This is a genomic window from Streptomyces sp. GS7 (assembly GCF_009834125.1).
In the GTDB taxonomy this organism is placed as follows: domain Bacteria; phylum Actinomycetota; class Actinomycetes; order Streptomycetales; family Streptomycetaceae; genus Streptomyces.
In genome coordinates, this window is sequence record NZ_CP047146.1 from 7,342,940 (window position 1) to 7,368,452 (window position 25,513).

Below are 25,513 nucleotides of genomic sequence, written 5' to 3' on the forward strand. Positions count from 1 at the left end.
TTCCCGTTGCCTGTGGGGCCATTGTGCCCGGATACGCCTCGGGCCCGGGAGCCGTGCGGCTTCCGGGCCCGAGGGGGGTGCTTCGCGGGGTCAGCCGGCCAGCTTGGCGAGCGCCGCGTCGATGCGCTGGAGGGTGCGCTCCCTGCCGAGGATCTCCAGGGACTCGAAGAGCGGGAGGCCGACCGTGCGGCCGGTGACGGCCACCCGGACCGGGGCCTGGGCCTTGCCGAGCTTGAGGCCGTGCTCCTCGCCGGCGGCGAGGACGGCCTGCTTGAGGGACTCGGGGTCGGCCCAGTCGGCGGCTTCCAGGTTGGCGCGGGCCGTGGTGAGCAGGGCCGCCGGGTCGCCCTTCATCGCCTTCGTCCAGGACGCCTCGTCCTCGACGGGCTCCTTGCGGAAGAGGAAGTCGACGTTGGCGGTGATGTCGGAGAGGACGGTGAGGCGGGTCTGGGCGTGCGGGGCGACGGCCTCCCACGCGGCCCGGTCGAAGTCCTCGGGCTCCCAGTTGGCGTACGGCGCCGCGAGCCAGGGCTCGCAGGCCGCGACGAAGTCCTTCGGGTCCAGCCGGCGGATGTGGTCGGCGTTGATCGCCTCGGCCTTCTTGAGGTCGAAGCGGGCCGGGTTGGCGTTGACGTCGGCGATGTCGAACTTCTCGATCAGCTCGCCGACGGTGAAGAGGTCCTGGTCCGCCGAGAAGGACCAGCCGAGGAGCGCCAGGTAGTTCAGCAGGCCCTCGGGGAGGAAGCCGCGCTCGCGGTAGAGGTTGAGGCTCGCCTGCGGGTCGCGCTTGGAGAGCTTCTTGTTGCCCTCGCCCATGACGTACGGGAGGTGGCCGAAGGCGGGGATCGACGTGGCGGTGCCCAGCTCGATCAGCGCCCGGTAGAGGGCGATCTGGCGGGGGGTGGAGGAGAGCAGGTCCTCGCCGCGCAGGACGTGGGTGATCCCCATCAGGGCGTCGTCCACGGGGTTGACGAGCGTGTAGAGGGGCGCGCCGTTGGCGCGGACGATGCCGTAGTCCGGGACGTTCTCCGGGGTGAAGGTCAACTCGCCGCGGACCAGGTCGGTGAAGGTGATCGGCTCGTCGGGCATCCGGAAGCGGACGATCGAGCTGCGGCCCTCGGCCTCGTAGGCGGCCTTCCGCTCGGCGGTCAGATCGCGGCAGGCGCCGTCGTAGCCGGAGGGCCTGCCGGCCTTGCGGGCGGCGTCGCGGCGCTCGTCGAGCTCTTCGGTGGTGCAGTAGCAGTGGTAGGCGTGGCCGGCGGCGAGGAGCTTTTCCGCGACGTCCTTGTAGATGTCCATCCGCTGCGACTGGCGGTACGGGGCGTGCGGGCCGCCGACCTCGGGGCCCTCGTCCCAGTCGAAGCCGAGCCAGTGGAACGAGTCCAGCAGCTGGTTGTAGGACTCCTCGGAGTCGCGGGCCGCGTCGGTGTCCTCGATGCGGAAGACCAGGGAGCCCTTGTTGTGCCGTGCGTAGGCCCAGTTGAACAGGGCGGTACGGATCAGGCCGACATGGGGGTTACCGGTCGGGGAGGGACAGAAACGGACGCGGACGGGGGTCGCGTTAGCCACGCTTGATCACCTTGTTGGTGAGAGTGCCGATGCCTTCGATGGTGACGGCGACCTCGTCGCCGACGTTGAGCGGGCCGACCCCGGCCGGGGTGCCCGTGAGGATGACGTCGCCGGGGAGCAGCGTCATCGCCTCGGTGATGTGGACGATCAGGTCCTCGATCGGGCGGATCATCTCGCTGGTGCGGCCGAGCTGGCGCTGTTCGCCGTTGACGGTGCACTGGATGGCGAGGCCCGCGGCGATCGCCGCCGGGTCCAGGCCGGTCTCGACCCAGGGGCCCAGGGGGCAGGAGCCGTCGAAGCCCTTGGCCCTGGCCCACTGCTTCTCGCGCCGCTGGACGTCGCGCGCGGTGACATCGTTGGCGCAGGTGTAGCCGAGGATGACGTCCTTCGCACGCTCGCGGGGCACCTCGCGGCACATCCGGCCGATGACGACGGCGAGTTCCGCCTCGTGGTGCACCTCCTGGGAGAAGGAGGGGTACGCGATGGGGTCGCCGGGGCCGATCACCGAGGTGGACGGCTTGAAGAAGGTGACCGGCACCTCCGGGACCTCGTTGCCCAGCTCGGCGGCGTGCTCGGCGTAGTTGCGGCCGACGCCCACGACCTTGTTGGGGAGGACCGGCGGCAGCAGCCGGACCTTGTCGAGGGGGACCTTTTGGCCCGAGCGCTCGAATTCCGCGAAGGGATGCCCCTTGATGACGTCGAGTTCGTCGCCTTCGAGGACGCCGAAGCCGACGTTGCCGTCGATGGAGAATCTGGCGATGCGCACGGGTTGCCGCTGCCCCTCATTGATCACTGGCCGGAGTTGACACTCCAGGCTATCGCGGGGGCACTGCCGCTCCGCCGACCTTTCAGGCCGGGACGTCCTGCTTCGGGGCGTCCATCAGGACGGTGCGGCGCGGATTGGCGGTCTGGCCGGGCAGGTCGACGGGGTGTTCCTGGACCTCGATGGTGCCGAGCTCGTCGGCGTCCTTGAGGTGGGCCAGGGTGGTGCGCCGCGGGTTGGCTATGTTGCGGAACATCATCGTCGTCTTCACTGCTGTATGCCTCGCGTCGTGTCAGGGAAGGGTTGCGGAACGTCACGACCACCGCGCCGTCAGGCGCTTGTCGTTTTACGCAACTGTGTAAAGCGTCAGGCTAAGCGCGCTATTCCCTGGGGAACGCCGGTAAAGTCGGCGATCTTCCTGTGAGTTTCCTCACGAGCGATGTGACATATGCCGCATTTCCCATGATCAACATCCGTGGGCGAAACGGACATTGATGGATTGAACCGCATGTTCCGCTCCTGATCACCGCACCTGGGACAGGGGACGGGGGTACGCGACTCGCGGGTAAAAGTCCGAAATCTGGGGCAGCGTCTTCTACAAGTCGTGACACGTCCCGTACATTGCGTCACCCATGTCACAGCGACCGGCTCCGCTCTTGTTGGAGATCCGGCACTGTGCTGGAATTCCACGGACCGCCGCACGTTCAAGCCGGCGCGCACGGGCGCGAAGGAGCGCCGCGCGGTGGTGCCGCTCTCTCGGCCAGAGGGGGCAGCCCGCCGGTCACTCACGACCGCCATGGGGGGCTTTGCGGTCCCCTTCGACTCGACACCGTCCCGCCGTTGGCGCGGGGGGACGCCTGGTCCAGAGGTTGCGACGCTAGTGCAGGGACGTTTCAAGAGGGATGGCAACGCTGCGGCTGACCCGGAGCTGCGCGGCGAGACCGACCGCGCACAGACTCCGGGCGGGGACGCCGCGGACGGTGGCAAGCCCAAGACCAGCCCCACCGGGCCCGGAAACCGAATAGCGCTGCGCAACTGGCGCATCAGCACCCGCCTGGTCTCCCTGCTCGCGCTTCCCGTCGTCGCCGCGACCACACTCGGCGGCATGCGCATCGCGACCCAGCTGGACAACATCGACCAGCAGGACAAGATGCAGCTGCTCACCGAGATGACGCGTCAGGCGACCGAGCTCGCCGACGCGCTCCAGGTCGAGCGGGACAAGTCGGCCGGCCCGCTGGCCGGCACGGGCAACGCCAAGGACGACGCCAACGTGGTCGCGCCCCGCGAGGCGACCGACCGCGCCAAAGTGTCGTTCAACCAGGCCACCGGGGACATCAAGGCCGACGACACCACGATGGCCGGCGTCCGGGCCACCATCCTGGAGATCGGGCGCCAGCTCAACACCCTCAACGAGATCCGCGCCAACGCGTACAACGACGACAACAACGTCGCGCGGACCGTCACCTCCTACAACCAGCTGATCAACTCCCTGCTCCAGCTGTCCCAGGACATGGCGCTGGCCACCAGCAACCCGGACATGATCCGCAGCACCCGCGCACTGGCCGCGTTCTCGTCGGCCAAGGAGTACGCGTCGATGCAGCGCGCCCTGGTCAGCGCGGGCCTGGCGCACTCCGGCGGCCCCCAGCTGTCCGCCAACGACCGGCAGGCCGGCCACACCGCCGAGGACGACGAGAAGGCCGCCCGCGACCGCTTCGCGCAGATCTACAGCGGCAACGCCGGCGCGCTCACCCGCGGTCTGGACGGCAACAACGACGAGATCAAGGCCGCGGTCGCGTTCGCGCACCGCGCGTTCAACAGCCCCAGCGGCATCCGCAGCCAGGAGTACAAGTACCTCGACTGGTACGACTCGGACACCGTCAAGATCGACGAGATGTCCCGCATCGAGACCTCGCTGCTGTCCGAGATGGACCAGAAGTCCCGCGAGCTGCGCGACGCAGCCACCCAGGACGCCATCATCAACGGTGCGGTGATCCTGCTGGTCCTCGGCGTCTCGCTGGTCGGCGCGTTCGTCGTGGCCCGGTCCATGGTCCGCTCGCTGCGCCGCCTCCAGGACACCGCGCAGAAGGTTGCCCAGGACCGGCTGCCCGAGCTGGTCAAGCAGCTGTCCGAGGCCGACCCGCAGGACGTGGACACCTCCGTCGAGTCGGTCGGTGTGCACAGCCGGGACGAGATCGGCCGGGTGGCCGCGGCCTTCGACGACGTGCACCGCGAGGCGGTCCGGCTGGCGTCGGAGCAGGCGCTGCTGCGGGGCAACGTCAACGCGATGTTCACCAACCTCTCGCGCCGCTCCCAGGGTCTGATCCAGCGTCAGCTCTCGCTGATCTCCGAACTGGAGTCCCGCGAGGCCGACCCGGACCAGCTCTCCTCCCTCTTCAAGCTCGACCACCTCGCCACGCGTATGCGCCGTAACGGCGAGAACCTCCTCGTCCTCGCGGGTGAGGAGCCGGGCCGCCGGTGGACCCGGCCGGTGCCGCTGGTCGACGTCCTCCGCGCCGCCGCGTCCGAGGTGGAGCAGTACGAGCGGATCGAGCTGAACGCGGTACCGCAGACCGAGGTCGCCGGCCGGGTCGTCAACGACCTCGTGCACCTGCTCGCCGAGCTGCTGGAGAACGCGACCTCGTTCTCCTCGCCGCAGACCAAGGTCAAGGTGACCGGTCACGCGCTGCCCGACGGCCGCGTCCTGGTCGAGATCCACGACACCGGCATCGGCCTGTCCCCCGAGGACCTGTCGGCGATCAACGAGCGGCTGGCCAGCCCGCCGACCGTGGACGTCTCGGTGTCCCGGCGGATGGGTCTGTTCGTGGTCGGCCGGCTGTCGCTGCGGCACGGCATCCGCATCCAGCTGCGGCCGTCCGACTCCGGCGGCACCACCGCCCTGGTCATGCTGCCGGTCGACGTCGCCCAGGGCGGCAAGAAGCCGGCGCCGAGCAACGCCAAGGGCACCGGCGACGTCGCCGGCGGCCCCTCCAGCCGGCTGGCCGGACTCCAGCCGCGCGGCCAGGTGGGCTCCGGTCCCGGCGGGCGGCCCGCGCTGCCCGGCCGCGGCGGCCCCGGTGGCGCGCCGAACGCGTTCGGCTCCGCCGCTCCCGACAGCCGTACGGCCCCGGCCCGCGGCGGCGACGCCCGGTCGGCCGGCGCGCGGCCCGCGCTGCCCACCCGTGGCGCGGACGGCGCCCCGGCCCCGGCCGTGGCCCCGCCCGCCGGCGTGCCCGGCCGCGACGAGCGGCCCCAGCTGCCGGCGCGGAACGCCGCGGGCGAACTGCCGGGCAGCGGCCCCGGCCAGGACGCCCGGGACCCCCGGGACACCGCCCGGCCGACGGACGGTTCGCTCGGCGTACGCCGCGACCGCGGCTCCTCCGACGACTGGCCGCTGGCGCCCCGCGAGGCGCAGGACCAGCCGCGCGGCCACGAGGACCCCGAGGGCACCGGCAGCTTCGAGCGGCCCGCCCCGGCCGCCGGCCCCGGCGACACCTCGGCGTTCGCCCGTCCCGACTTCGGCGCACCGCGCCCGGATGCGGCCCGCGGGCCGGCTCCGCGCGCGGGCGGCGGGCGGCCGGCGCGGACCGGTTCGGCCGACGGGCCGGGCGGCACGGGCCAGTTCCCGCTCCCCGACGGCGACAGCGGGCAGACCGGGCAGTACGCCCGACCCGACAGCGACACCGGCCGGTACGACACCGGGCGGCCGGAGACCGCCGGCAGGTACGGCGCCGACCCGTTCGCGCCCCGGCAGCCGGAGGCCACCGGGGAGTTCCCGCGCCCCGACGGCGGCAGCGGGCAGACCGGCCAGTACGCCCGACCGGACGGCGACACCGGGCAGTTCCCGCTCCCCGACGGCGACAGCGGGCAGACCGGGCAGTACGCCCGACCCGACAGCGACACCGGCCGGTACGACACCGGCCAGTTCGCGCGCCCCGAGGGCGACCGGCCGGCGGCCGGCCCCGCCCCGGCCGGCGGCGATGTGCTCGACGGCGCGGACGCCGGCCCCGGGGACGGCCGTACGCCGATCTTCGACACCATCGAGTCCAACTGGTTCAACCACCCGGCCTCGGCGGCCGCCGGTGTACCGCCACGGACCGGCGACCGCGCAGACCGCGCGGACCGCGCCGAGGCGGCGCCGCTGCCGCGCCGCGGGGCCGAGCAGGACGGCGCGGCACCCGCCGCGGGGCCGGCCGGCGGCGCCCGCGATGCCGCGCCGGCGCCGGCCGACGCCACGGCGCAGTGGCGCACCTCGCCGAACGACGAGACCTGGCGGCAGGCCGAGCAGATACGCCAGCCCGCCTCGGGCGGCGTGACCACGTCCGGGCTGCCCCGCCGGGTCCCCCGCGCCAACCTCGTCGCGGGCACCGCCCAGCAGCAGTCCCCCCAGAACGGTCCGCAGGTCTCGCGCGCGCCCAGTGAGGTGCGCGGGCGGCTGACCAATCTCCGCCGCGGTATCCAGCAGGGCCGGCAGGCCGGGACGTCGTCCACCGGCAACCACGGCATTGTCGATCCCACTCACCAGCAGGAGCGTTAGTTGAGTCCGATGAGCCAGGCGGCGCAGAATCTGAACTGGTTGATCACCAACTTCGTGGACAACACCCCCGGGGTGTCCCACACGGTCGTGGTCTCCGCGGACGGACTGCTCCTCGCCATGTCCGAGGGCTTCCCCCGCGACCGCGCCGACCAGTTGGCGGCGGTGGCCTCCGGCCTCACGTCGCTGACCTCCGGCGCCTCCCGCATCTTCGAGGGCGGGAGCGTCAACCAGACCGTGGTGGAGATGGAGCGCGGCTTCCTCTTCATCATGTCCGTCTCCGACGGATCGTCGCTGGCCGTACTGGCGCACCCCGAGTGCGACATCGGCCTCGTCGGTTACGAAATGGCCCTGCTGGTCGACCGCGCGGGCACCGTCCTGACGCCCGACCTGCGCGCCGAACTGCAGGGCAGCCTGCTGAACTGAGTGCGCGGCGGCGTCCGCAGCGCCGCACCGCACCCGGTAACCCCTCAACCATTCGCATGCCGCACCCCCCACCGGCCCAACCCGACGACAGTCCGCTGTCCCGTCCGGAGGACCCATGACACCGCCACCCGCCACTTCCGGCCCGTACGGCGCCTACAGCTCAGCGCCGTACGGGAGCGAAGGTGACCAGCCGCTGGTGCGCCCCTACGCCATGACCGGAGGCCGGACCCGGCCCCGCTACCAGCTCGCCATAGAGGCGCTGGTGAGCACCACCGCCGACCCGTCCCAGCTGCCCGGTCTGCTGCCGGAGCACCAGCGGATCTGCCACCTGTGCCGCGAGGTGAAGTCGGTGGCCGAGGTCTCCGCGCTGCTGCACATCCCGCTGGGTGTGGCCCGGATCCTGGTGGCCGACCTGGCCGAGGCCGGGATGGTGGCGATCCACCAGCCGGGCGGCAGCGGCGAGGCGGGCGGCACGCCGGACGTGACCCTGCTGGAGAGGGTGCTCAGTGGACTTCGCAAGCTCTGACGGCGGCTACGAGGCGAGCCCGGCCCGCGCCACGACCTCCGCGAAGATCGTGGTGGCGGGCGGCTTCGGCGTGGGCAAGACCACGTTCGTCGGGGCCGTCTCGGAGATCAATCCGCTGCGTACGGAGGCCGTGATGACCTCCGCCTCCGCGGGGATCGACGATCTGAGCCACGTCCAGGACAAGACCACGACGACCGTGGCGATGGACTTCGGCCGGATCACCCTGGACCAGGACCTGATCCTGTACCTGTTCGGTACCCCGGGCCAGGACCGCTTCTGGTTCATGTGGGACGACCTCGTCCGCGGCGCCATCGGCGCCGTGGTGCTGGTCGACACCCGCCGCCTCGCCGACTGCTTCCCGGCCGTCGACTACTTCGAGAACAGCGGCCTGCCGTTCGTCATCGCCCTCAACGGCTTCGAGGGACACCAGCCCTACACACCGGACGAGGTGCGTGAGGCGCTGCAGATCGGCCCGGGGACGCCGATCATCACCACCGACGCCCGGCACCGCGCCGAGGCCAAGAGCGCGTTGATCACGCTCGTGGAACACGCGCTGATGGCCCGGCTCCAGTAGCCGCCGACGGCCCGCGCGCATCGGGCGCGGGCCGGACGGCAGTCGTCAACGGGGGGCTATGAAGCCTGCCCTGGACCCGTACCGTTCACGGGTACGGCGATCTGTGTCCTTCGACACGCCTGCAAAGTGGCTTCATAACGTTTCGACAGTGAATCAGGTCGCTTTCGACACCGCACGCGCATGCCCGGCTTCGCTGCGCTCACATTTCTCCCGCCTTTTGCCGCGCCTCGCCCCTAACGCCCCTTTTATCTCGCACCCTTCGGTAACTGCTCCAGCTTTGTTCAGTGTTTGGAACGCACCGCCCTGACGTGCTGAAATTCGCTGAACTCCGGAGTAGTAACGCCCAGAAGAAACGGCACAGCAATACCGTGCCGGCGCCGAGAGGTTGTTGGTCGAGTGAGGCGAAGCACGTCGAGCCCCGAGCCGCAGGAACCGCGGCGGGGCAACTTCACCCCGCCACCCCGCAGTGGTGACGTACCGGCTTCCGACGCGTCCGAGAACCCGGTCGCGAAGCCTCCGGTCAGCGGCGGGAAGTACTCCCCGCGGAACTGGCGGGTGGCCACGCGGCTGAACGCCATTCTGCTGATCCCGGTACTCCTCGCCCTCATATTGGGCGTCCTGCGGGTAAACGGCTCTTTCGGCACCTGGCAGGACGCACAGGACGCGGAGAACACCGCGAAACTCGTTCGCTCCGCGCTTTCCTACAGCAACGCCCTGATCGACGAGCGGGACCGCACCGCGGCGCCGCTGCTGAAGGGCAAGAAGGACGACCCGGTCGTCCAGCAGGCGCGGGACGCCACCGACGCCGCCGCGACGCAGTTCCACGAGGCCGCGAAGTCGATGCCCGACAAGCCGGGCCTCAAGCGCCGGCTGGCGCTGTTCGAGAAGACCGAGCCCAAGCTGGCGCAGCTGCGGCAGGTCGCCTTCACCTCCAAGCTCCAGGGCGTGCAGACCGAAGAGGGCTACGTCGGGATCCAGCACCCGCTCATGGAGTTCGCCAACGAGCTGGGCCTGGGCACCGGCAACATCACCTCCTACGGGCGCACCGTCTACGCCATCTCGCTGGCGAAGGCCGCCGCGTCGCTGGAGCGCTCGATCGGCACCCACCTCCTGGTCGACCCGGCCTCCCCGCAGGGCGGCAAGGAGCACAAGACGCAGCTGACCGCGTTCGCGTCGTACCGCTACCTGGAGGGCATCGCCATCGGCGAGTACACCTCCGGCGGTACGCCCGACGACGTGTCGCGGCTCCAGAAGGACGGCGCGGCGCTCCAGCAGTCGGCGCAGCAGCAGATCGCACGGGCAAAGGAGCAGGCTCAGGCCGTCGGCCAGACGTTCCGCACCCCGCCGTCGATGGACCAGATGTCGACGCTGATCGCGTCCGGCGCGGCGCCGGAGACGCTGGCCGCACAGGGTGTCACCTCCGACGCCTACTTCCAGGCCGCCACCGGCAAGTTCGACATGTACCGGTCCATCGAGAAGGACCTGGCGGACAAGGCGGTGAACGAGGCGGGGCAGATCTCCTCGGACGCCAAGCAGTCCACCTTCGTCGAATCGGGCATCGTGCTGGCCGCCCTGATCGCCGCGTTCCTGGTGGCCGGGATGATGGCCCGCCGGATGAGCCGCAACATGCGGGAGCTGCGCAACGCGGCCTTCGGCGTGGCCGAGCAGCGGCTGCCGATGCTGGTCGACCAGCTCTCCCGTACGGACCCGGGCCGGGTCGACACCCGGGTGACGCCGATCCCGATCTCCACCACCGACGAGATCGGCGAGGTCGCCCGCGCCTTCGACCAGGTGCACCGCGAGGCGGTCCGGTTGGCCGCCGAGCAGGCGCTGCTGCGGGGCAACGTCAACGCGATCTTCACCAACCTCTCCAGCCGCAACCAGGGCCTGATCGAGCGCCAGTTGGAGCTGATCACGAACCTGGAGAACAACGAGGCGGACCCGGACCAGCTGGAGAACCTCTTCCGGCTCGACCACCTCGCGACGCGTATGCGCCGCAACGGCGAGAACCTCCTGATCCTCGCGGGCGAGGAGCCGGGCCGCCGCTGGAACCAGCCGGTGCCGCTGATCGACGTGCTGCGGGCGGCGACGTCCGAGGTGGAGTCGTACGAGCGCATCGAGCTCAGCGGGGTCCCGGAGAGCGACATCCACGGCACCGCCGTGACCGACCTCATCCACCTGCTGTCCGAGCTGCTGGAGAACGCCACCACGTTCTCCTCCCCGCAGACCAAGGTGAAGGTGGCCGCGACCCGGCTGCCCGACGGCCGGATCATGATCGAGATCCACGACAAGGGCATCGGGCTGACCCCCGAGGACTTCGCGGACATCAACCACAAGCTGGCGAACCCGCCGAACGTGGACGCCGCGATCTCCCAGCGGATGGGCCTGTTCGTGGTCGGCCGGCTGGCCGACCGGCACGGGATCCGGGTCCAGCTGCGCCCCTCGGGCGAGCAGGCCGGCACCACGTCGCTGGTCATGCTGCCGGAGGCGATCACCCACGGCGGTGGCGGCGAGGACCAGTTCGACGAGACCTTCACCGTCTCCCGGATCGTCCCCGAGCACCAGCACACGCCGTACGAGAGCGACCACCGCACCGCGGCCGAGCTGGGCTTCGACGACAACTCCTACGGGCACGGCGACGGCGCGGGCGGGCTCGACCCGGTGGGCCGCTCGCTGCTCCGCGAGGAGCGGCGTGCGGCGCTGGAGGCCCAGGCGACCGGCGGGCAGCCGATCGGCGGCCAGGACGACGCCCGGCCGCTGTTCCGCGACGAGGTGCCGTCCGGCCACCAGGGCTACGCCGAGCCGGCCTACCCCGAACCGGCCTACCCCGAGTCCGGCTACCCCGAGCCGGCCTATCCGGAGGCCGATCAGCCGCTCTACAACGACCGCTCCCACGGCGGCCAGGCGTTCGGCGATCCGGACCCGGCGCAGACCACCGGCCAGCACCCCTTCACCGCACCGGAACCCGGCCCGACGGGCGAGTGGGCCGAACGCGCCACGTACGACGGCCACTTCGGAACCGAAGCGGAATCTGACCGGAATCGACCTGCCGCTCCCGCTGATGCGTCTGAGCGCGTAACATTCGAGCGTCCCGGCCCTACCGCGAGCGCGATCCACTCGCTGACCGACGCCGGCCTTCCGCGCCGCGGAGGCGGCTCCCCGCAGGCTCAGCAGCGGACCGAACCGGAGACCGGCCAGGACGACGGCTCTGTCTGGCGCAGCGCCAACGACGAGCGCTGGCAACGGGCGGAGCGACTGCGCAAGCCGACGGCGGGCGGGGTCACCGCATCCGGCCTTCCCCGGCGGGTGCCCAAGGCCAACCTGGTCGAGGGCAACGCGGAGCAGACCGCGCAGGGCGGCCCCCAGGTCTCCCGCGCCCCGGAGGACGTCCGCGGCAGGTTGAGCAATCTGCGCCGCGGTGTCCAGCAGGGACGCAGTGCCGGCATGGATCCCTCCTCGGGGGTCCCCCAGAATGACCAACAGGGCTTCGGCCCCGGCAGCACCTACGATCAGGAGCGTTAGTGTGAGCCCGATGAGCCAGGCGGCGCAGAATCTGAACTGGTTGATCACCAACTTCGTGGACAACACCCCCGGGGTGTCCCACACGGTCGTGGTCTCCGCGGACGGTCTCCTCCTCGCCATGTCCGAGGGCTTCCCTCGGGACAGAGCAGATCAGTTGGCGGCGGTGGCCTCCGGCCTCACGTCGCTGACCTCCGGCGCCTCCCGCATCTTCGAGGGCGGGAGCGTCAACCAGACCGTGGTGGAGATGGAGCGCGGCTTCCTCTTCATCATGTCCGTCTCCGACGGATCGTCGCTGGCCGTACTGGCGCACCCCGAGTGCGACATCGGCCTCGTCGGTTACGAAATGGCCCTGCTGGTCGACCGCGCGGGCACCGTCCTGACGCCCGACCTGCGCGCCGAACTGCAGGGCAGCCTTCTCAACTAACAGACAGGCAGTGCGTTTCCCGCCACCGGGCCATAGGGTTCGGTGGCGCGACCGGCGTCAGACAGGCAAGTTGGAGGAGGAGACGTGGCAACGCCCCCGAGCGGCTACCCGTACGGTCCCGGACAGGAGTCCGGTCCGCAGGGCGACACCCATCACAACCGCTTCAACTTCCCGTCTGCGCCGAGCCGCAGGCAGCAGCGGCCCCAGTCTCCGCAGCCGCCGCAGCGCGCCCCGCAGCAGCCCGGCCCGTACGGTTCCCGGCCCTCCGGGCCCGCGCCGTACGAGCCGTCGCCGTACGACCAGCCGCAGGCACCGCGCATCCAGCCGGTGCAGCCCCACCGGCCGGCTCCCGAGCCGGCCCCCACGGGCTCGAACAACCCGCTCGTGCGGCCGTACGCGATGACCGGGGGCCGGACCCGGCCGCGCTACCAGCTCGCCATCGAGGCGCTGGTCAGCACGACCGCCGAGCCCGCCAAGCTGCAGGGGCAGTTGCCGGAGCACCAGCGCATCTGCCACCTCTGCCGCGAGATCAAATCAGTGGCTGAGATCTCGGCCCTCCTCTCCATCCCCCTCGGCGTCGCCCGGATCCTCGTCGCCGACCTGGCGGAGGCCGGACTCGTCGCCATCCATCAGCCCGGCGGAGACGAGACCGCCGGCGGACAGCCAGATGTGACACTGCTCGAAAGGGTGCTCAGTGGACTTCGCAAGCTCTAGCGGTGCAGCCCGCTCCACCACCTCCGCGAAGATCGTGGTGGCGGGCGGCTTCGGCGTGGGCAAGACCACGTTCGTCGGGGCCGTCTCAGAGATCAATCCGCTGCGTACCGAAGCCGTGATGACCTCCGCCTCCGCGGGGATCGACGACCTCACGCACGCGCCGGACAAGACGACCACGACCGTGGCGATGGACTTCGGCCGGATCACCCTGGACCAGGACCTGATCCTGTACCTGTTCGGTACCCCGGGCCAGGACCGCTTCTGGTTCATGTGGGACGACCTCGTCCGCGGCGCCATCGGCGCCGTGGTGCTGGTCGACACCCGCCGCCTCGCCGACTGCTTCCCGGCCGTCGACTACTTCGAGAACAGCGGCCTGCCGTTCGTCATCGCCCTCAACGGCTTCGACGGGCACCAGCCCTACACACCGGACGAGGTGCGTGAGGCGCTGCAAATCGGCCCGGACGCGCCGATCATCACCACCGACGCCCGGCACCGCAGCGAGGCCAAGAGCGCGCTCATCACGCTCGTGGAGCACGCCCTGATGGCCCGCCTGCGCTGACCCGGCCCTACGGCACCACTCGCGCCGCACCCCCCGTGCCCGGCGTACCCGCCGTACGACGAAAGGCCCCCGCACACCTGCCGGATGCGGGGGCCTTCGTCGTGCCCGGGGGCGCGGCGGGGTCTCGGCCCGGCGTGCCGCCCACGGCCTGAGGAGCGGCGCGCACGAGACCGCCCCGGCGGACCGCGGGTCGCAGCGGTCCGCGGCCGCGCCGCCACGGCGCGGGGTCCGCACGCGCGCGCGTGCGGACCCCGGTGTCAGCCGTTCGGGACGTCCCGGATCCCCGTCACCCGGTGGCGGGGCACTGCTTCCAGGCGAAGTGGTAGAGGGTGTTGATGCTGCCGTCGGTGGAGTCCATGGCCATGTAGCTGGTGGCCTTCGGGTCGGCCTGCGAACCGTCCACCCTCAGCTCGGTGTTGATGTTGAAGTAGCGCTCCTCGCCGCAGGGCGCGTAGACCAGCTGGTCGACGTCGGTCTGGTCCGAGGTCTGCCAGTCGGTCCCGTAGGGGCCGCTGAAGGTGTGGGTCGCGCGGGCCGTCTGCGGGTCGCCCTGGAAGTAGTAGTTGGCCTGCTCCAGGCCCTTGGCGCCCGGCGCGAGCGAGGCGTATCCGCGGTAGTCGGCCCGCGCGACGGCGTAGGTGAACCCCTGCGGGACATGGACGTTGAGGGCGATCTGGCAGTTCTTGCGGGCGTCGGTCGGCTTGCTGCTGCCGCCGGCCTGGGCGAGGTATTCGCTGTAGGTGACGGTGAAGGCGGTGTTGTCGGGGGCGACGGCCACGGCGGCGCTGCCGGGTCTGCAGCCCGAACCGTTGACCGTGGCGACGTCTATGACGATCTTGCCGGCCGGCGGGTCGTCTCCCCACCGGGGCGACGAGGTGGGGAGTGCCGATCCGAGGAGCAGGGCCGCCGCCGCGGCGCCGGTACCGAGCGTGCTGAGCATGGGCTCTTCCTTCCGGTCGTCCTGGCCCCGCTGGGCGGGCACACCAGGAGCGGATGACGAGCGCATGCCAGCACGAGGATCTCCGCTTGAACAGCTCTGCTCCCCGGGATTGGGGTGAACCTACGCCTTGATCCGGCCGCCGCCGGACCGGTCCCGGAAAACGGCCGAGGGGCCCCGCTGCGATGCGGGGCCCCTCGGCCGGTACGGGCGTACGGCGCGCGGTTCAGCGCTGCCAGCTGGTCGCTCCGTGGAAGCCGGTCTGGCGCTCCAGCCGGCGCCAGCGGGCGGCCGTGGCGCGCGGCCGGGCCGGCGGCTGCGGCCGGTGGGCGGCGCGGGCCAGCAGAACGGCGGTCAGGGCGGCGAGTTCTTCCTCGCTGGCCTGGCCCTTCTCGACACGGATGGGGGCGGCGGTGCCCGGGGCAGGGTTCACGGCGGTCTCGATTCTCCGTCGAAGTCGATGCGGTGAAGGACGGTGAAGTACGGGGCTACTGGGGCGGGTTGCCGTGCTTACGGGCGGGCAGGTCCGCGTGCTTGGTGCGCAGCATGTCGAGCGCGCGGATCAGCACCTGGCGGGTGTCGGCGGGGTCGATGACGTCGTCGACCAGGCCGCGCTCGGCCGCGTAATACGGGTGCATCAGCTCGGACTTGTACTCCTTGACCATGCGGGTGCGCATGGCTTCGGGGTCGTCGGCCTCGGCGATCTGCTTGCGGAAGATGACGTTGGCGGCGCCCTCGGCACCCATCACCGCGATCTCGTTGGTCGGCCAGGCATAGGTCAGGTCCGCGCCGATGGTCTGGGAGTCCATGACGATGTAGGCGCCGCCGTACGCCTTGCGCAGGATGATGGAGATGCGCGGCACGGTCGCGTTGCAGTAGGCGTACAGCAGCTTGGCGCCGTGCCGGATGATGCCGCCGTGCTCCTGGTCGACGCCGGGCAGGAAGCCCGGGACGTCCAGCAGCGTGACGAGCGGGATGTTGAAGGCGTCGCACATCTGGACGAAGCGGGCGGCCTTCTCGGACGCCTCGATGTCCAGCACGCCGGCCAGCGACTGCGGCTGGTTGGCGATGACGCCGACCACCCGTCCGTCCATGCGGGTCAGCGCGCAGATGATGTTGGTGGCCCAGCGCTCGTGGACCTCCAGGAACTCGCCGTCGTCGACGATCTCCTCGATGACCTTGCGCATGTCGTACGGCCGGTTTCCGTCCGCCGGGACGAGGTCCAGCAGCGCGTCGCCGCTGCGGTCGGCGGGGTCCTCGCAGGCCACCGTCGGCGGGTTCTCCCGGTTGTTGGCCGGCAGCAGCGACAGCAGGTAGCGGACCTCTTCGAGGCAGGTGGCCTCGTCGTCGTAGGCGAAGTGGCACACACCGGACGTCTCGGCGTGCACGTCCGCGCCGCCCAGGCCGTTCTGGGTGATCTCCTCGCCGGTGACCGCACGGACCACGTCCGGGCCGGTGATGAACATCTGCGAGGTGTCGCGGACCATGAACACGAAGTCGGTCAGCGCGGGCGAGTACGCCGCGCCGCCCGCGCACGGGCCGAGCATCACGCTGATCTGCGGGATGACGCCGGACGCCTTGGTGTTGCGCTGGAAGATGCCGCCGTAGCCGGCCAGCGCCGAGACGCCCTCCTGGATACGGGCGCCGGCACCGTCGTTCAGCGACACCAGCGGGGCACCCGCCTGGATCGCCATGTCCATGATCTTGTGGATCTTGGTGGCGTGCGCCTCGCCCAGCGCACCGCCGAAGATCCGGAAGTCGTGCGCGTAGACGAAGACGGTACGGCCGTGGACCGTACCCCAACCGGTGATCACACCGTCCGTGTACGGCTTCTTCGCCTCCAGGCCGAAGCCGGTGGCGCGGTGGCGGCGGAGGGGTTCGACCTCGTTGAAGGAACCCTCGTCCAGCAGCAGGTCGATCCGCTCGCGGGCCGTCAGCTTGCCCTTGGCACGCTGCGCTTCGGTGGCTCGCTCGCTGGGGCCTCGCCGGACCTGCTCGCGGATCGCGTGCAGTTCGGCGACGCGCCCGCGGGCGTCGTTGGCACCGGCGGGCGCATCTTCGACAGTGGTCATGTATCGACGGTACGTGGGCGAGGCCCCGCACACCGATGTCGGTTTCGTACAACGTCGGGTGCCATTTGGTGGGCAGGCAATACAGAACCACGCTGCACGAGGCGCGGCTACCGGCCTGTCGCCGGGTGGACGCGGTGTCCAGCGTCTGTACGGTGCCGACAAACGCCGAACGGGTGATGTTGTGCCGACCAACGGTAGGAAACAGCGCCCCGACCAGGTCAGCCGAGCCGCACCTCGCAGGTGTGTGTGGTACAGGCGGTGCCCGGGGTGAGGCGCAGCCGCAGGGTGTCGCCGACGGTCAGCACCTCGACGGACGGGTCGTGGCGGAGCACCGCGCGCACCGGCCGGGACCAGGTGATCTCCAGGGTTTCCCCGGTGCGCTCGGGGGCCGCGGCGCACACCACGGCGGTGCGCCCGGCCCGGATGCCGCGCCCCCGCTCGCGGACCAGCACGCTCGCCGGCCCGCTGCTCGCCAGCGGCCCCGCGCGGCCCGCCCGCCAGAAATTGGCCGCGGTTAGGCCGAGCGAGTCGACGGCGACGGCCTGCCGGCCCGCGTCGTTGGCGAGCAGGGTCAGCCAGCACCGGTCGGCGGCGCGGGCGGCGAGGGCTCGCTCGGTGGCGCCGGGCATGAGCAGGTAGGCGTAGCCGGCGTCGGTGGGGTCGGTGCCGTGGTCATGCCAGAGGGTGAGATAGCGGCGGGTGTACGGCTCGGTGGCGGAGGTGCTGTTGATGTCGCGCCAGGCGCCGGTCCGGTCCTCGCGCCGGACCCGCAGCGGGGCTCCGCCTGGGGATCCGGGAAAGACCCAGCCGCCGTGCCCGGCGAGGTGGGCCCAGTGGGCGCGCCGGAAGGCGGTGGTGCGGCCGAGGGCGCCGGGCCGGCGCACCCCGTCGACGGTGAGCGCAGCGGTGCCCGACTCCCCCAGCGCGCGGTTGTCGACGACGGTCTCGGCCGGGACGCCGTCGCGGGAGGTGATCCCGGCGCCCAGGCAGACCACGCAGTCCGCGAGGGCGAACCAGGATTTCTTCGCGGTGAGGGTGGAGGCGAGTCCGCGCAGGTCCTGGCCGATGGCGGCGAACTCGCCGTCGGTGGTGCCGCCGACCCAGCGGGCGGCGGGTCTGGGCTCGCCCCAGCCGCCGCCCTCGTTGTCGGCGAGCGGCTTGGTGGAGACGGTGGTGCCGGGGAGCCGGTAGGGGTCGACGGTGGGCCAGTAGGCGTCGGTGTACTGGTCGCCGCCGCGGTCCGCGCGCCACCAGTAGAGCATTCCGGCGCCGGTGTGCCAGCCGTGCCGGTTCTCGCCGTTGCCGTTCTCGTAGTAGGTGATGCGGTCGGAGGCCATGGCGAGTCCGGCGGCCCAGCCGGGGCGGCGGTGCACGGCGCGGTCCATGGCGGGGAACAGCCGGTGGCCGACGGGTTCCGGGGCGGCGGGCACCGCGCTCGCCGCGATCCGGCCCAGGCGGGCGAGGTCGGCGACGGCGTACTGCCGGTCGGTGAGCACCGGCAGCGTACGGTCGCGGGCGGTCCAGCCCTTGATCATGGCGTGCCAGCGGTCGCGTTCGGCGGCGCTCGCGCCCTCGCCGAGCAGGGCGATGGCGGCGATCAGCGCATGGCCGTGGAAGTGGTCGCTGCGCAGGATGTGCCGCTCGTCGCTGCGCAGGTAACCGCGGCTGACGGCACGCCCGTTGACGCTGTCCATCATCAGTCCGTTGTGGAGCAGCGGCGCGTAGGCGTGCTCGACGCTGTCGAAGACGACCTGCCGGTGCGGGTCGGTGACCTCCCAGGGGGAGCCGCGCAGCAGGGTGAACAGCCGGCCCAGGCCGTCGAGCAGGACGGCGCCGTAGGTGCCGGAGTAGGCGACCCAGGTGTGCTGGATGAACGACCCGTCGGCGTAGAGCCCGTCGCCCTTGGTGACGTACGGGAAGACCGGCGAGAGGGCGTCCCGGGCCAGTGCGATCTTGGCGGGGGCGCGGCCGAGGACACCGCGCAGGGCCACCACCCGGCAGAGGTCGACGCGGTTGGCGCCGGTGCTGGTGCCGGTGTAGGCGCCCAGCGCGCTGTCGGGGACGAAGTGGTCGACGGCGGCCAGGCAGCGGGCGCGCAGGGCGTCGCCGGCCCCGCCGGGCCGGCGTTCGTCGAGGATCGCGAGGGTGTCCAGCAGGATCCGGGGGCTGCCGATCTGCCACTCCCACCAGTTGCCGTAGCGGGTGGTGGCGGGGTGGTAGACGGTGCGGTCGAGGTGGTCGAGGCCGGCGACGACGTCGGCGGCGAGTGCCGGGTCTCCGGTGTGGCCGGTGCCGGGCTGGGCGTAGGCCAGGGCCATCGTGGCGAGCCGGCCGTAGCTCTGGGTGATGCCGGCGGGCGGGTCGTAGGGGCAGTCCGGCCAGAGGGAGCCGGATTCCGGCCGCATCCGGGACCGGAAGCCGGCGGCGATCTCTCCGGTCTCCTTGAGGGCGGCGGCGTAGGGGGCCGCGCCGGGGTCGTATCCGGTGCCGAGGGCGAGCGCGCACCAGCGGCGGCGGAGGAGGGCGTACGCATCGGCGCCGTCGGCCGTGTCGGCGCCGTCGGCCGCCCGGTCCGGAGCGGCGGTGCGGGCTGCGGCGGGCGCGTCCGGGCCGAGCGCGAGGGCCAGCGCGCTCGCGGTGGAGGTGGCGAGGAATCCTCGGCGCGTCCAGACGGGCAGGGCGGGTTCGGGCGGCACGGTCGGTCCTCTCCACGGCGTCAACCGGACTGTGGCGCTGCGCACTTGGGAGTTCCCGATGGTCTAGCACGGCGGCCCGCGGGGCGGCAATGGCCGCGCCGGAAGCCGGCATCCGCACCCGTCCGGGGGAAGTCCGGAAAGAAGAGGTTGAAAGTTGAACCAGATGCCGCTACGGTAAATCTCGTTGAAGGTTAAACAACATTGCTGCATGTGCCCCCTGCCTGCACACCGTCCCCGAGGAGGAGCCATGGCTCTGTTCCACCGCAAGCGCACCGCCACCCCCGACGCCCCGGCCGCCGCCGGTGCCGCCGTACTGGAGGCGGACCCCGCGCTCGCCGCGCTGACCGGCGACTACACCATCGACCCGGCCCACAGCAGCATCGGCTTCGTCGTTCGGCACGCCATGGTCACCAACGTCCGCGGCACCTTCGGCGAACACGAGGGCCTGCTGAAGCTGGACGGCGGCAACCCGGCCGCTTCCACCGCGAACATCGACGTCCGGATCGCCAGCATCGACACCGGCATCACCGACCGCGACGGCCACCTCAAGAGCCCCGACTTCTTCGACGCCGAGCAGTTCCCCCTGATGACCTTCCGCTCCAGCGCGGTCGACCGGCTCGACAGTGAGACGTACCGCGTCACCGGCGATCTGACGATCAAGGACGTCACCCGCCCGCTCACCATCGACCTGGAGTTCAACGGCGCGGCCACCGACGTCTACGGCGCCCAGCGCGTCGGCTTCGAGGGCAGCGCCGAGATCCTCCGCTCCGAATGGGGCCTGACCTGGAACGCCGCCCTGGAGACCGGCGGCGTCATGGTCAGCGACAAGGTCAAGCTGACCTTCGACATCTCGGCGGTCAGGAAGGGCTGAGGTCCGCCGTGGAGAGCGGCCGGCCTCCGCCGCTTTCCTGGCAGGGCCCCTCCCTCTCCCCAACCTGGAGATCCCCACCCCGGCCAAGGAGGGGCCCACCCACTCCGCCCCACCTCCGTGGCGAGGCCCCTCCCCCGCCTCCACCACGCATGCGGTGAAGGTAACGCCCCGCACCGGCCCCCGCCGGTGCCTGTGGACAACCGCGGCGCCCGCACGTGCCACGGGCACTCACTCCTGCGGCTCGACCCCGGCCCGCAGCAGCCCGTACGCGTAGGCGTCGTCCAGCGCCTGCCAGGACGCCGCGATGACGTTCTCCGCGACGCCGACCGTCGACCACTCGCCGCGCCCGTCGCTGGTGGAGACCAGGACCCGGGTGATCGAGCCGGTGCCCAGCGCGCCCTCCAGGATGCGGACCTTGTAGTCCACCAGCTCCATCGTGGCCAGCTCCGGGTAGATCCGCTCCAGGCCCACCCGCAGCGCCCGGTCCAGCGCGTTGACCGGGCCGTTGCCCTCGGCGGTGGTGACGATCCGCTCGCCCTTCGCCCACAGCTTCACGGTCGCCTCGTTGGCGTGCGTGCCGTCCGGGCGGTCCTCGACGATGGCGCGCCAGGACTCGACGGTGAAGTAGCGCAGCGGCCTGCCGTCCACCTCCGCGCGCAGCAGCAGTTCGAAGCTGGCGTCCGCGGCCTCGTACGTGTAGCCCGCCAGCTCCCGCGCCTTGACCCGGTCGACCACCCGGCCGACCAGCTCGCGGTCGCCGCCCAGGTCGATGCCCAGCTCCTTGCCCTTGAGCTCGATCGAGGCGCGCCCGGCCATGTCGGAGACCAGCATCCGCATGGTGTTGCCGACCAGCGCCGGGTCGATGTGCTGGTAGAGGTCCGGGTCGACCTTGATCGCGGAGGCGTGCAGCCCGGCCTTGTGGGCGAACGCGGAGACGCCGACGTAGGGCTGGTGGGTGGAGGGCGTCAGGTTGACGACCTCGGCGATGGCGTGCGAGATCCGGGTGGTCTCGGCGAGCTTGCCCTCGGGCAGGACCCGGCGCCCGTACTTCAGCTCCAGGGCGGCGACGACCGGGAAGAGGTTGGAGTTGCCGACCCGTTCGCCGTAGCCGTTGGCGGTGCACTGGACGTGGGTGGCGCCGGCGTCCACCGCGGCCAGGGTGTTGGCGACCGCGCAGCCGGTGTCGTCCTGGGCGTGGATGCCCAACCGCGCGCCGGTGTCCGCGAGGACGGTCCGCACCACGGCGGTCACCTGCGCCGGGAGCATCCCGCCGTTGGTGTCGCAGAGCACCACGACGTCGGCGCCGGCCTCGCTCGCGGTGCGCACGACCTGCTTCGCGTAGGCCGCGTCCAGGGCGTAGCCGTCGAAGAAGTGCTCGCAGTCGAGGAAGACCCGGCGGCCCTGGGCCACCAGGTACGCGACGGTGTCCCGGACCATCGCGAGGTTCTCCTCCGGCGTGGTGCGCAGCGCCAGTTCGACATGGCCGAGGTGGGACTTGGCGACCAGCGTGATGACCGGGGCCTGCGACGCCAGCAGGGCGGCGACCTGCGGATCGTCCTCGACGCGGACGCCCGCCTTGCGGGTGGCGCCGAACGCGACGAGCTGCGCGTGCCGGAACGTGATCTCCTCGCGGGCGCGCTGGAAGAACTCGGTGTCCCGCGGGTTGGCGCCGGGCCAGCCGCCCTCGATGAAGCCGACGCCGAAGTCGTCCAGGTGGCGGGCGATGGTCAGCTTGTCGGCGACGGTCAGGTTGATGCCCTCGCGCTGGGCGCCGTCGCGCAGGGTGGTGTCGAAGACGTGGAAGTCGTCGGGCACCGCGCCGGCGGGGAGGACGTCGGCCGAGGGGGCGGGTTCGCGTGCGTCCGTCATGCTGGTCTGGCTCCTGTCGGGGATCTCGGTCTACCGGAATGACCGGTTCCACCGTCCCTCCATGATCCCTCGCGCTTCGCGTCCGGCGGCAGGTGGGCCGGAAACGAAAAAACCTCTCGCGGGTGCGAGAGGTCTGCGCGCGGGTCTGGGACGACGGTGTCCGCGCCGTAGCCGGTTCCTACGGGGCGGTCACTGCGGACCGGCGCGCCTGCTGCCAATAATCATGGCGAACGAGAGCACGGGGGCAGTTTGGCACACCACCGCCCCCGCGCCGCCGGGTGTCTCAGGATGCGAGCACGCGTGTCCCGGAGTCGTCGCCGGCCGCCGTGCCGACCCGGTGCAGATCGATGGTCCGCGTCTCCCGCATCGTCAGGTACACCACGAGCGAGACCGCGGCGCAGCCGGAGACGTACCAGTAATAGCCGGACTCGATACCGCCGTTCTTGAACCACAGGGCGACGTACTCCGCGGTGCCGCCGAACAGCGCGTTGGCGATGGCGTACGGCAGGGCGACGCCCAGCGCGCGGATACCGGTCGGGAACAGCTCGGCCTTCACGCAGGCGTTGATGGAGGTGTATCCGGTGACCACCACCAGGGCCAGCATCGAGAGGCCGAGGGCCGGCCAGAAGGAGCCGGCGTGCCGGAGCAGCGCCATGATCGGCACGGTCAGGAAGGTCGAGCCGATCGCGAAGGTGATCAGCAGCGGGCGGCGGCCGATCCGGTCCGACAGCCGGCCGGCCACCGGCTGGAGGCACATGAAGAGGAACAGCGCGCAGAAGCTGACCAGGGAGGCGGTCGGCTTGGACATCCCGGCGCTGCCCGAGAGGTACTTGGTGAGGTAGGTGGTGTACGTGTAGTAGGCCACGGTGCCGCCCATGGTCAGCGCGATGACCAGGAACGCCTCGCGCTTGTGGGCCCACAGGGCCTTCAGGGTGCCGCGGTCCGGGTCGGACCGGGCGCCCTCGTCCTCGGCGTAGACCTCGGTCTCCAGCATGCTGCGGCGCAGCCAGAAGACGATGGCGGCGCCGAGCGCGCCGACGACGAAGGGGATCCGCCAGGCCCAGCTGTGCAGCGCGGCGTCCGACATCGTGCGCTGGAGCACGATCTGGAGCCCCAGGCCCAGCAGTTGGCCGGCGGTCATCGACACGTACTGGAAGCTGGAGGCGAAGCCGCGGCTGCCGGGCGCGGACGCCTCGGTGAGGTAGGTGGCGCTGGCCGCGTACTCGCCGCCGACCGACAGCCCCTGGAGCATCCGGGCGAGCAGCAGCACCGCGACGCCGCCGTAGCCGGCCGCGGCGTAGGTGGGCGCGGCGGCGATGAGGATGGCCGCGGCGGACATCAGGGTGACGGTCAGGGTGAGTGCGGCCTTGCGGCCCCGGCGGTCGCCGACCCGGCCGAGCACCCAGCCGCCGACCGGGCGCATGAAGAAGCCGACGGCGAAGATCCCCATGGTGTTCATGAGGTTCGCGGTGTCGTTCCCCTTCGGGAAGAACGAATCGGCGAAGTAGACGGCGAAGCTCGCGTAGACGAACCAGTCGAACCACTCGACCATGTTGCCGGCCGAGCCGACCCAGATCTTCTTCCATTGCGCTTGTCCCATAGCCGCTCACGGTCGCGGAGAGCGGGCCGGGTCGGCAAGAGCCGGGTGTGCAACGATCACGCGTACTTGCGTGCGTTGCGGTCACGGGCGCGGCGTGCGGTGGGCCGTGGGCCGGTCCGGCGGTGGTCAGTCCTGCGGGACGGTGAGCGACTCGTCGAGGAACTCCCGTATCGCGCGGTCCACCTGCTCGCGGGTCGTCCCGGGCAGGCCGACGACGAGATGGGTGCCGAAGCCGTCGAGCAGGGCCCGGGTGCGGGTCGCGAAGCGCTCCGCGTCGACCGGGCGGAACTCGCCCTTCGAGACGCCCTCGACCAGCAGGGCCACCAGATCGCGGTGCCAGGCCAGCTCCAGGTCCAGCTGGCGTTCGCGGGTCTCGTCGTCGGCGTTCTGGGAGCGGACCCAGACCTCCAGCCACAGTGTCCAGCGCGGGTCGCGGTGGCCTTCGGGGAGGTAGAGGTCGACCAGCGCGTCCAGTCGCTCGCGGGCCGGGACGCGGCGGGAGAGGGCGGCTCGGCGTTCGGCGCCGAGCTGCTCCTCGCTCCACTGGAGGGTCTGGAGCAGCAGCTCGTCCTTGGTGCCGAAGTAGTAGAGGATGTGGCCGCTGCTCATCCCGACCTCGCGGCCCAGTCCGGCCATGGTCAGCCGGTCCAGCCCCTCCGCGGCGATGGTGGCCATCGCCGCGGCCAGGACCTGCTCGCGCGGCTGGTTCAGGCGCCGCCGGGGGCGGCGTTCGGGACCGGGCACGGTGACCTCCGGGGTCGGGACGGGCTGGGACGGGCTGGTCGGGCTGGTCGGTCAGGGGTGCATCAGACCTTCGGCTGCTGCTGGGTGATGCAGTGGATACCGCCACCCGCTGCGAAGATCGTACGGGCGTCGACGAGGGTGACGGTGCGCCCGGGGAAGAGCCGGCGGAAGATCGCGGCGGCCTCCTCGTCGCGCGGGTCGTCGAAGGCGCACAGCACGATGCCGCCGTTGCACTGCAGGTGGTTGATGTAGGAGTAGTCGACCGGCTCGCCGTCCTCCTCGATGACGGTGGGGGCCGGGATCTCGACGACCTCCAGCGGGCGGCCCGCGGCGTCCGTCGAGGCGCGCAGGAGCTTGGCGATCTCGTTGCAGATCGCGTGGTCGGGGTGGTCGGGGTTCGGCTGGGTGTGGACCATCACCACGCCGGGGCGGGCGAAGGCGGCGACGATGTCCACGTGGCCGCGGGTGCCGAACTGCCCGTAGTCGGCGTACAGGCCGCGGGGCAGCCAGATCGCCTTGGTGGTGCCGAGGTGGGCGTGGATCTCGGCCTCGACCTCCTCCTTGGTGCGGCCGGGGTTGCGGCCCGGGTCGAGCTGCACGGTCTCGGTGAGCAGCACGGTGCCCTCGCCGTCGACGTGGATGCCGCCGCCCTCGTTGACCAGCGAGGTGGTGTAGCGGCGGGCCCCGGCGAGCCCGGCGACCTGCTCGGCGATCTTCGCGTCGCGGTCCCAGGCGGCCCATTCCTGGGCGCCCCAGCCGTTGAACACCCAGTCCACTGCGGCCAGTTGGCCTTGGCCGTCGGTGAGGAAGGTGGGGCCGATGTCGCGCATCCAGGCGTCGTCGAGGGGGCGCTCGACCAGGTCGACGTCCTCGCCGAGGAGGGCGCGGGCGCCCGCCAGCTGGCCGGGGCCGGTCACCACGGTGACCGGCTCGTACCGCCGGACCGCGCGGGCGACGGCGGCCCAGGCGGTGCGGGCCTCGGCGAGCGCCTCGCCGCCCTCCGCGCCGAAGGTGAAGTTGGGGCCGGGCCAGGCCATCCAGGTGCGCTCGTGCGGTGCCCATTCGGGGGGCATGCGGAATCCGTCGGCGGCGGGGGTGTTCATACGGGGTCCTCAC

20 protein-coding genes are annotated in these 25,513 nt (G+C 71.6%); 9 read left to right on the forward strand and 11 right to left on the reverse strand.

Annotated features, from left to right (window positions below; genetic code table 11):
- Positions 1 to 90 precede the first annotated feature (90 nt).
- From gltX to GR130_RS31870, 3 genes are all read right to left on the reverse strand, one after another.
- Positions 91 to 1,569: a glutamate--tRNA ligase gene (gene gltX / locus GR130_RS31860; RefSeq protein WP_159507906.1), complete on the reverse strand. Its 1,479-nt coding sequence runs from the start codon at positions 1,567 to 1,569 to the stop codon at positions 91 to 93.
- The gene (locus GR130_RS31865; protein WP_159507907.1) at positions 1,562 to 2,335 is read right to left on the reverse strand and encodes a fumarylacetoacetate hydrolase family protein; all 774 of its coding nucleotides are present in this window, start codon (positions 2,333 to 2,335) and stop codon (positions 1,562 to 1,564) included. The genes gltX and GR130_RS31865 overlap by 8 nt, the downstream gene beginning before the upstream one ends.
- A gap of 82 nt (positions 2,336 to 2,417) precedes the next feature.
- Positions 2,418 to 2,603, reverse strand: coding sequence for a hypothetical protein (locus GR130_RS31870; RefSeq protein WP_159507908.1), 186 nt, complete (start codon positions 2,601 to 2,603; stop codon positions 2,418 to 2,420).
- Positions 2,604 to 3,212: 609 nt separating this feature from the next.
- Between GR130_RS31870 and GR130_RS31875 the strand changes: the two genes are divergently transcribed.
- From GR130_RS31875 to GR130_RS31910, 8 genes are all read left to right on the forward strand, one after another.
- Positions 3,213 to 6,866 (forward strand): sensor histidine kinase, encoded by a 3,654-nt coding sequence (locus GR130_RS31875; RefSeq protein ID WP_159507909.1) that lies wholly within the window; start codon positions 3,213 to 3,215, stop codon positions 6,864 to 6,866.
- Between the two features lie 9 nt (positions 6,867 to 6,875).
- Entirely contained in the window at positions 6,876 to 7,289 is a 414-nt protein-coding gene (locus GR130_RS31880; RefSeq protein WP_018087204.1) for a roadblock/LC7 domain-containing protein, read from the forward strand.
- A 115-nt stretch (positions 7,290 to 7,404) separates the two neighbouring features.
- Entirely contained in the window at positions 7,405 to 7,815 is a 411-nt protein-coding gene (locus GR130_RS31885) for a DUF742 domain-containing protein (protein WP_016576235.1), read from the forward strand.
- Positions 7,796 to 8,389, forward strand: coding sequence for a GTP-binding protein (locus GR130_RS31890; protein WP_159507910.1), 594 nt, complete (start codon positions 7,796 to 7,798; stop codon positions 8,387 to 8,389). Before GR130_RS31885 ends, GR130_RS31890 begins: the two co-directional genes overlap by 20 nt.
- A 396-nt stretch (positions 8,390 to 8,785) precedes the next feature.
- The gene (locus tag GR130_RS31895; RefSeq protein ID WP_159507911.1) at positions 8,786 to 11,911 is read left to right on the forward strand and encodes a sensor histidine kinase; all 3,126 of its coding nucleotides are present in this window, start codon (positions 8,786 to 8,788) and stop codon (positions 11,909 to 11,911) included.
- A gap of 10 nt (positions 11,912 to 11,921) precedes the next feature.
- Positions 11,922 to 12,335 (forward strand): roadblock/LC7 domain-containing protein, encoded by a 414-nt coding sequence (locus GR130_RS31900; protein WP_018087204.1) that lies wholly within the window; start codon positions 11,922 to 11,924, stop codon positions 12,333 to 12,335.
- Between the two features lie 84 nt (positions 12,336 to 12,419).
- Positions 12,420 to 13,049, forward strand: coding sequence for a DUF742 domain-containing protein (locus tag GR130_RS31905; protein WP_159507912.1), 630 nt, complete (start codon positions 12,420 to 12,422; stop codon positions 13,047 to 13,049).
- Positions 13,030 to 13,608 carry a GTP-binding protein gene (locus GR130_RS31910; protein ID WP_073447656.1) on the forward strand — a complete coding sequence of 193 codons (579 nt, stop codon included), beginning with the start codon at positions 13,030 to 13,032 and terminating at the stop codon, positions 13,606 to 13,608. The genes GR130_RS31905 and GR130_RS31910 overlap by 20 nt, the downstream gene beginning before the upstream one ends.
- Positions 13,609 to 13,894: 286 nt before the next feature.
- Here the strand turns inward: GR130_RS31910 and GR130_RS31915 are convergent, their stop codons facing one another.
- The 4 genes from GR130_RS31915 to GR130_RS31930 form a co-directional block, all read right to left on the reverse strand.
- On the reverse strand, positions 13,895 to 14,548 hold the full coding sequence (locus tag GR130_RS31915; protein WP_159507913.1) for a DUF4360 domain-containing protein: 654 nt from the start codon (positions 14,546 to 14,548) through the stop codon (positions 13,895 to 13,897).
- A 223-nt stretch (positions 14,549 to 14,771) separates the two neighbouring features.
- Entirely contained in the window at positions 14,772 to 14,978 is a 207-nt protein-coding gene (locus tag GR130_RS31920; RefSeq protein WP_159507914.1) for an acyl-CoA carboxylase epsilon subunit, read from the reverse strand.
- A gap of 55 nt (positions 14,979 to 15,033) precedes the next feature.
- Positions 15,034 to 16,617, reverse strand: a complete 1,584-nt coding sequence (locus tag GR130_RS31925; RefSeq protein ID WP_159507915.1) for an acyl-CoA carboxylase subunit beta — start codon at positions 16,615 to 16,617, stop codon at positions 15,034 to 15,036.
- Between the two features lie 218 nt (positions 16,618 to 16,835).
- On the reverse strand, positions 16,836 to 19,313 hold the full coding sequence (locus GR130_RS31930; RefSeq protein ID WP_159507916.1) for a polysaccharide lyase 8 family protein: 2,478 nt from the start codon (positions 19,311 to 19,313) through the stop codon (positions 16,836 to 16,838).
- A gap of 247 nt (positions 19,314 to 19,560) precedes the next feature.
- Between GR130_RS31930 and GR130_RS31935 the strand changes: the two genes are divergently transcribed.
- Positions 19,561 to 20,184, forward strand: a complete 624-nt coding sequence (locus tag GR130_RS31935) for a YceI family protein (RefSeq protein ID WP_159507917.1) — start codon at positions 19,561 to 19,563, stop codon at positions 20,182 to 20,184.
- Positions 20,185 to 20,412: 228 nt separating this feature from the next.
- Here the strand turns inward: GR130_RS31935 and cimA are convergent, their stop codons facing one another.
- The 4 genes from cimA to GR130_RS31955 form a co-directional block, all read right to left on the reverse strand.
- Entirely contained in the window at positions 20,413 to 22,053 is a 1,641-nt protein-coding gene (cimA, locus tag GR130_RS31940) for a citramalate synthase (RefSeq protein WP_159507918.1), read from the reverse strand.
- A 283-nt stretch (positions 22,054 to 22,336) separates the two neighbouring features.
- The gene (locus tag GR130_RS31945) at positions 22,337 to 23,653 is read right to left on the reverse strand and encodes an MFS transporter (RefSeq protein ID WP_159507919.1); all 1,317 of its coding nucleotides are present in this window, start codon (positions 23,651 to 23,653) and stop codon (positions 22,337 to 22,339) included.
- Positions 23,654 to 23,779: 126 nt separating this feature from the next.
- Positions 23,780 to 24,397, reverse strand: coding sequence for a TetR/AcrR family transcriptional regulator (locus GR130_RS31950; protein WP_159507920.1), 618 nt, complete (start codon positions 24,395 to 24,397; stop codon positions 23,780 to 23,782).
- A gap of 62 nt (positions 24,398 to 24,459) precedes the next feature.
- Positions 24,460 to 25,500 (reverse strand): agmatine deiminase family protein, encoded by a 1,041-nt coding sequence (locus GR130_RS31955; protein ID WP_159507921.1) that lies wholly within the window; start codon positions 25,498 to 25,500, stop codon positions 24,460 to 24,462.
- Positions 25,501 to 25,513 lie beyond the last annotated feature (13 nt).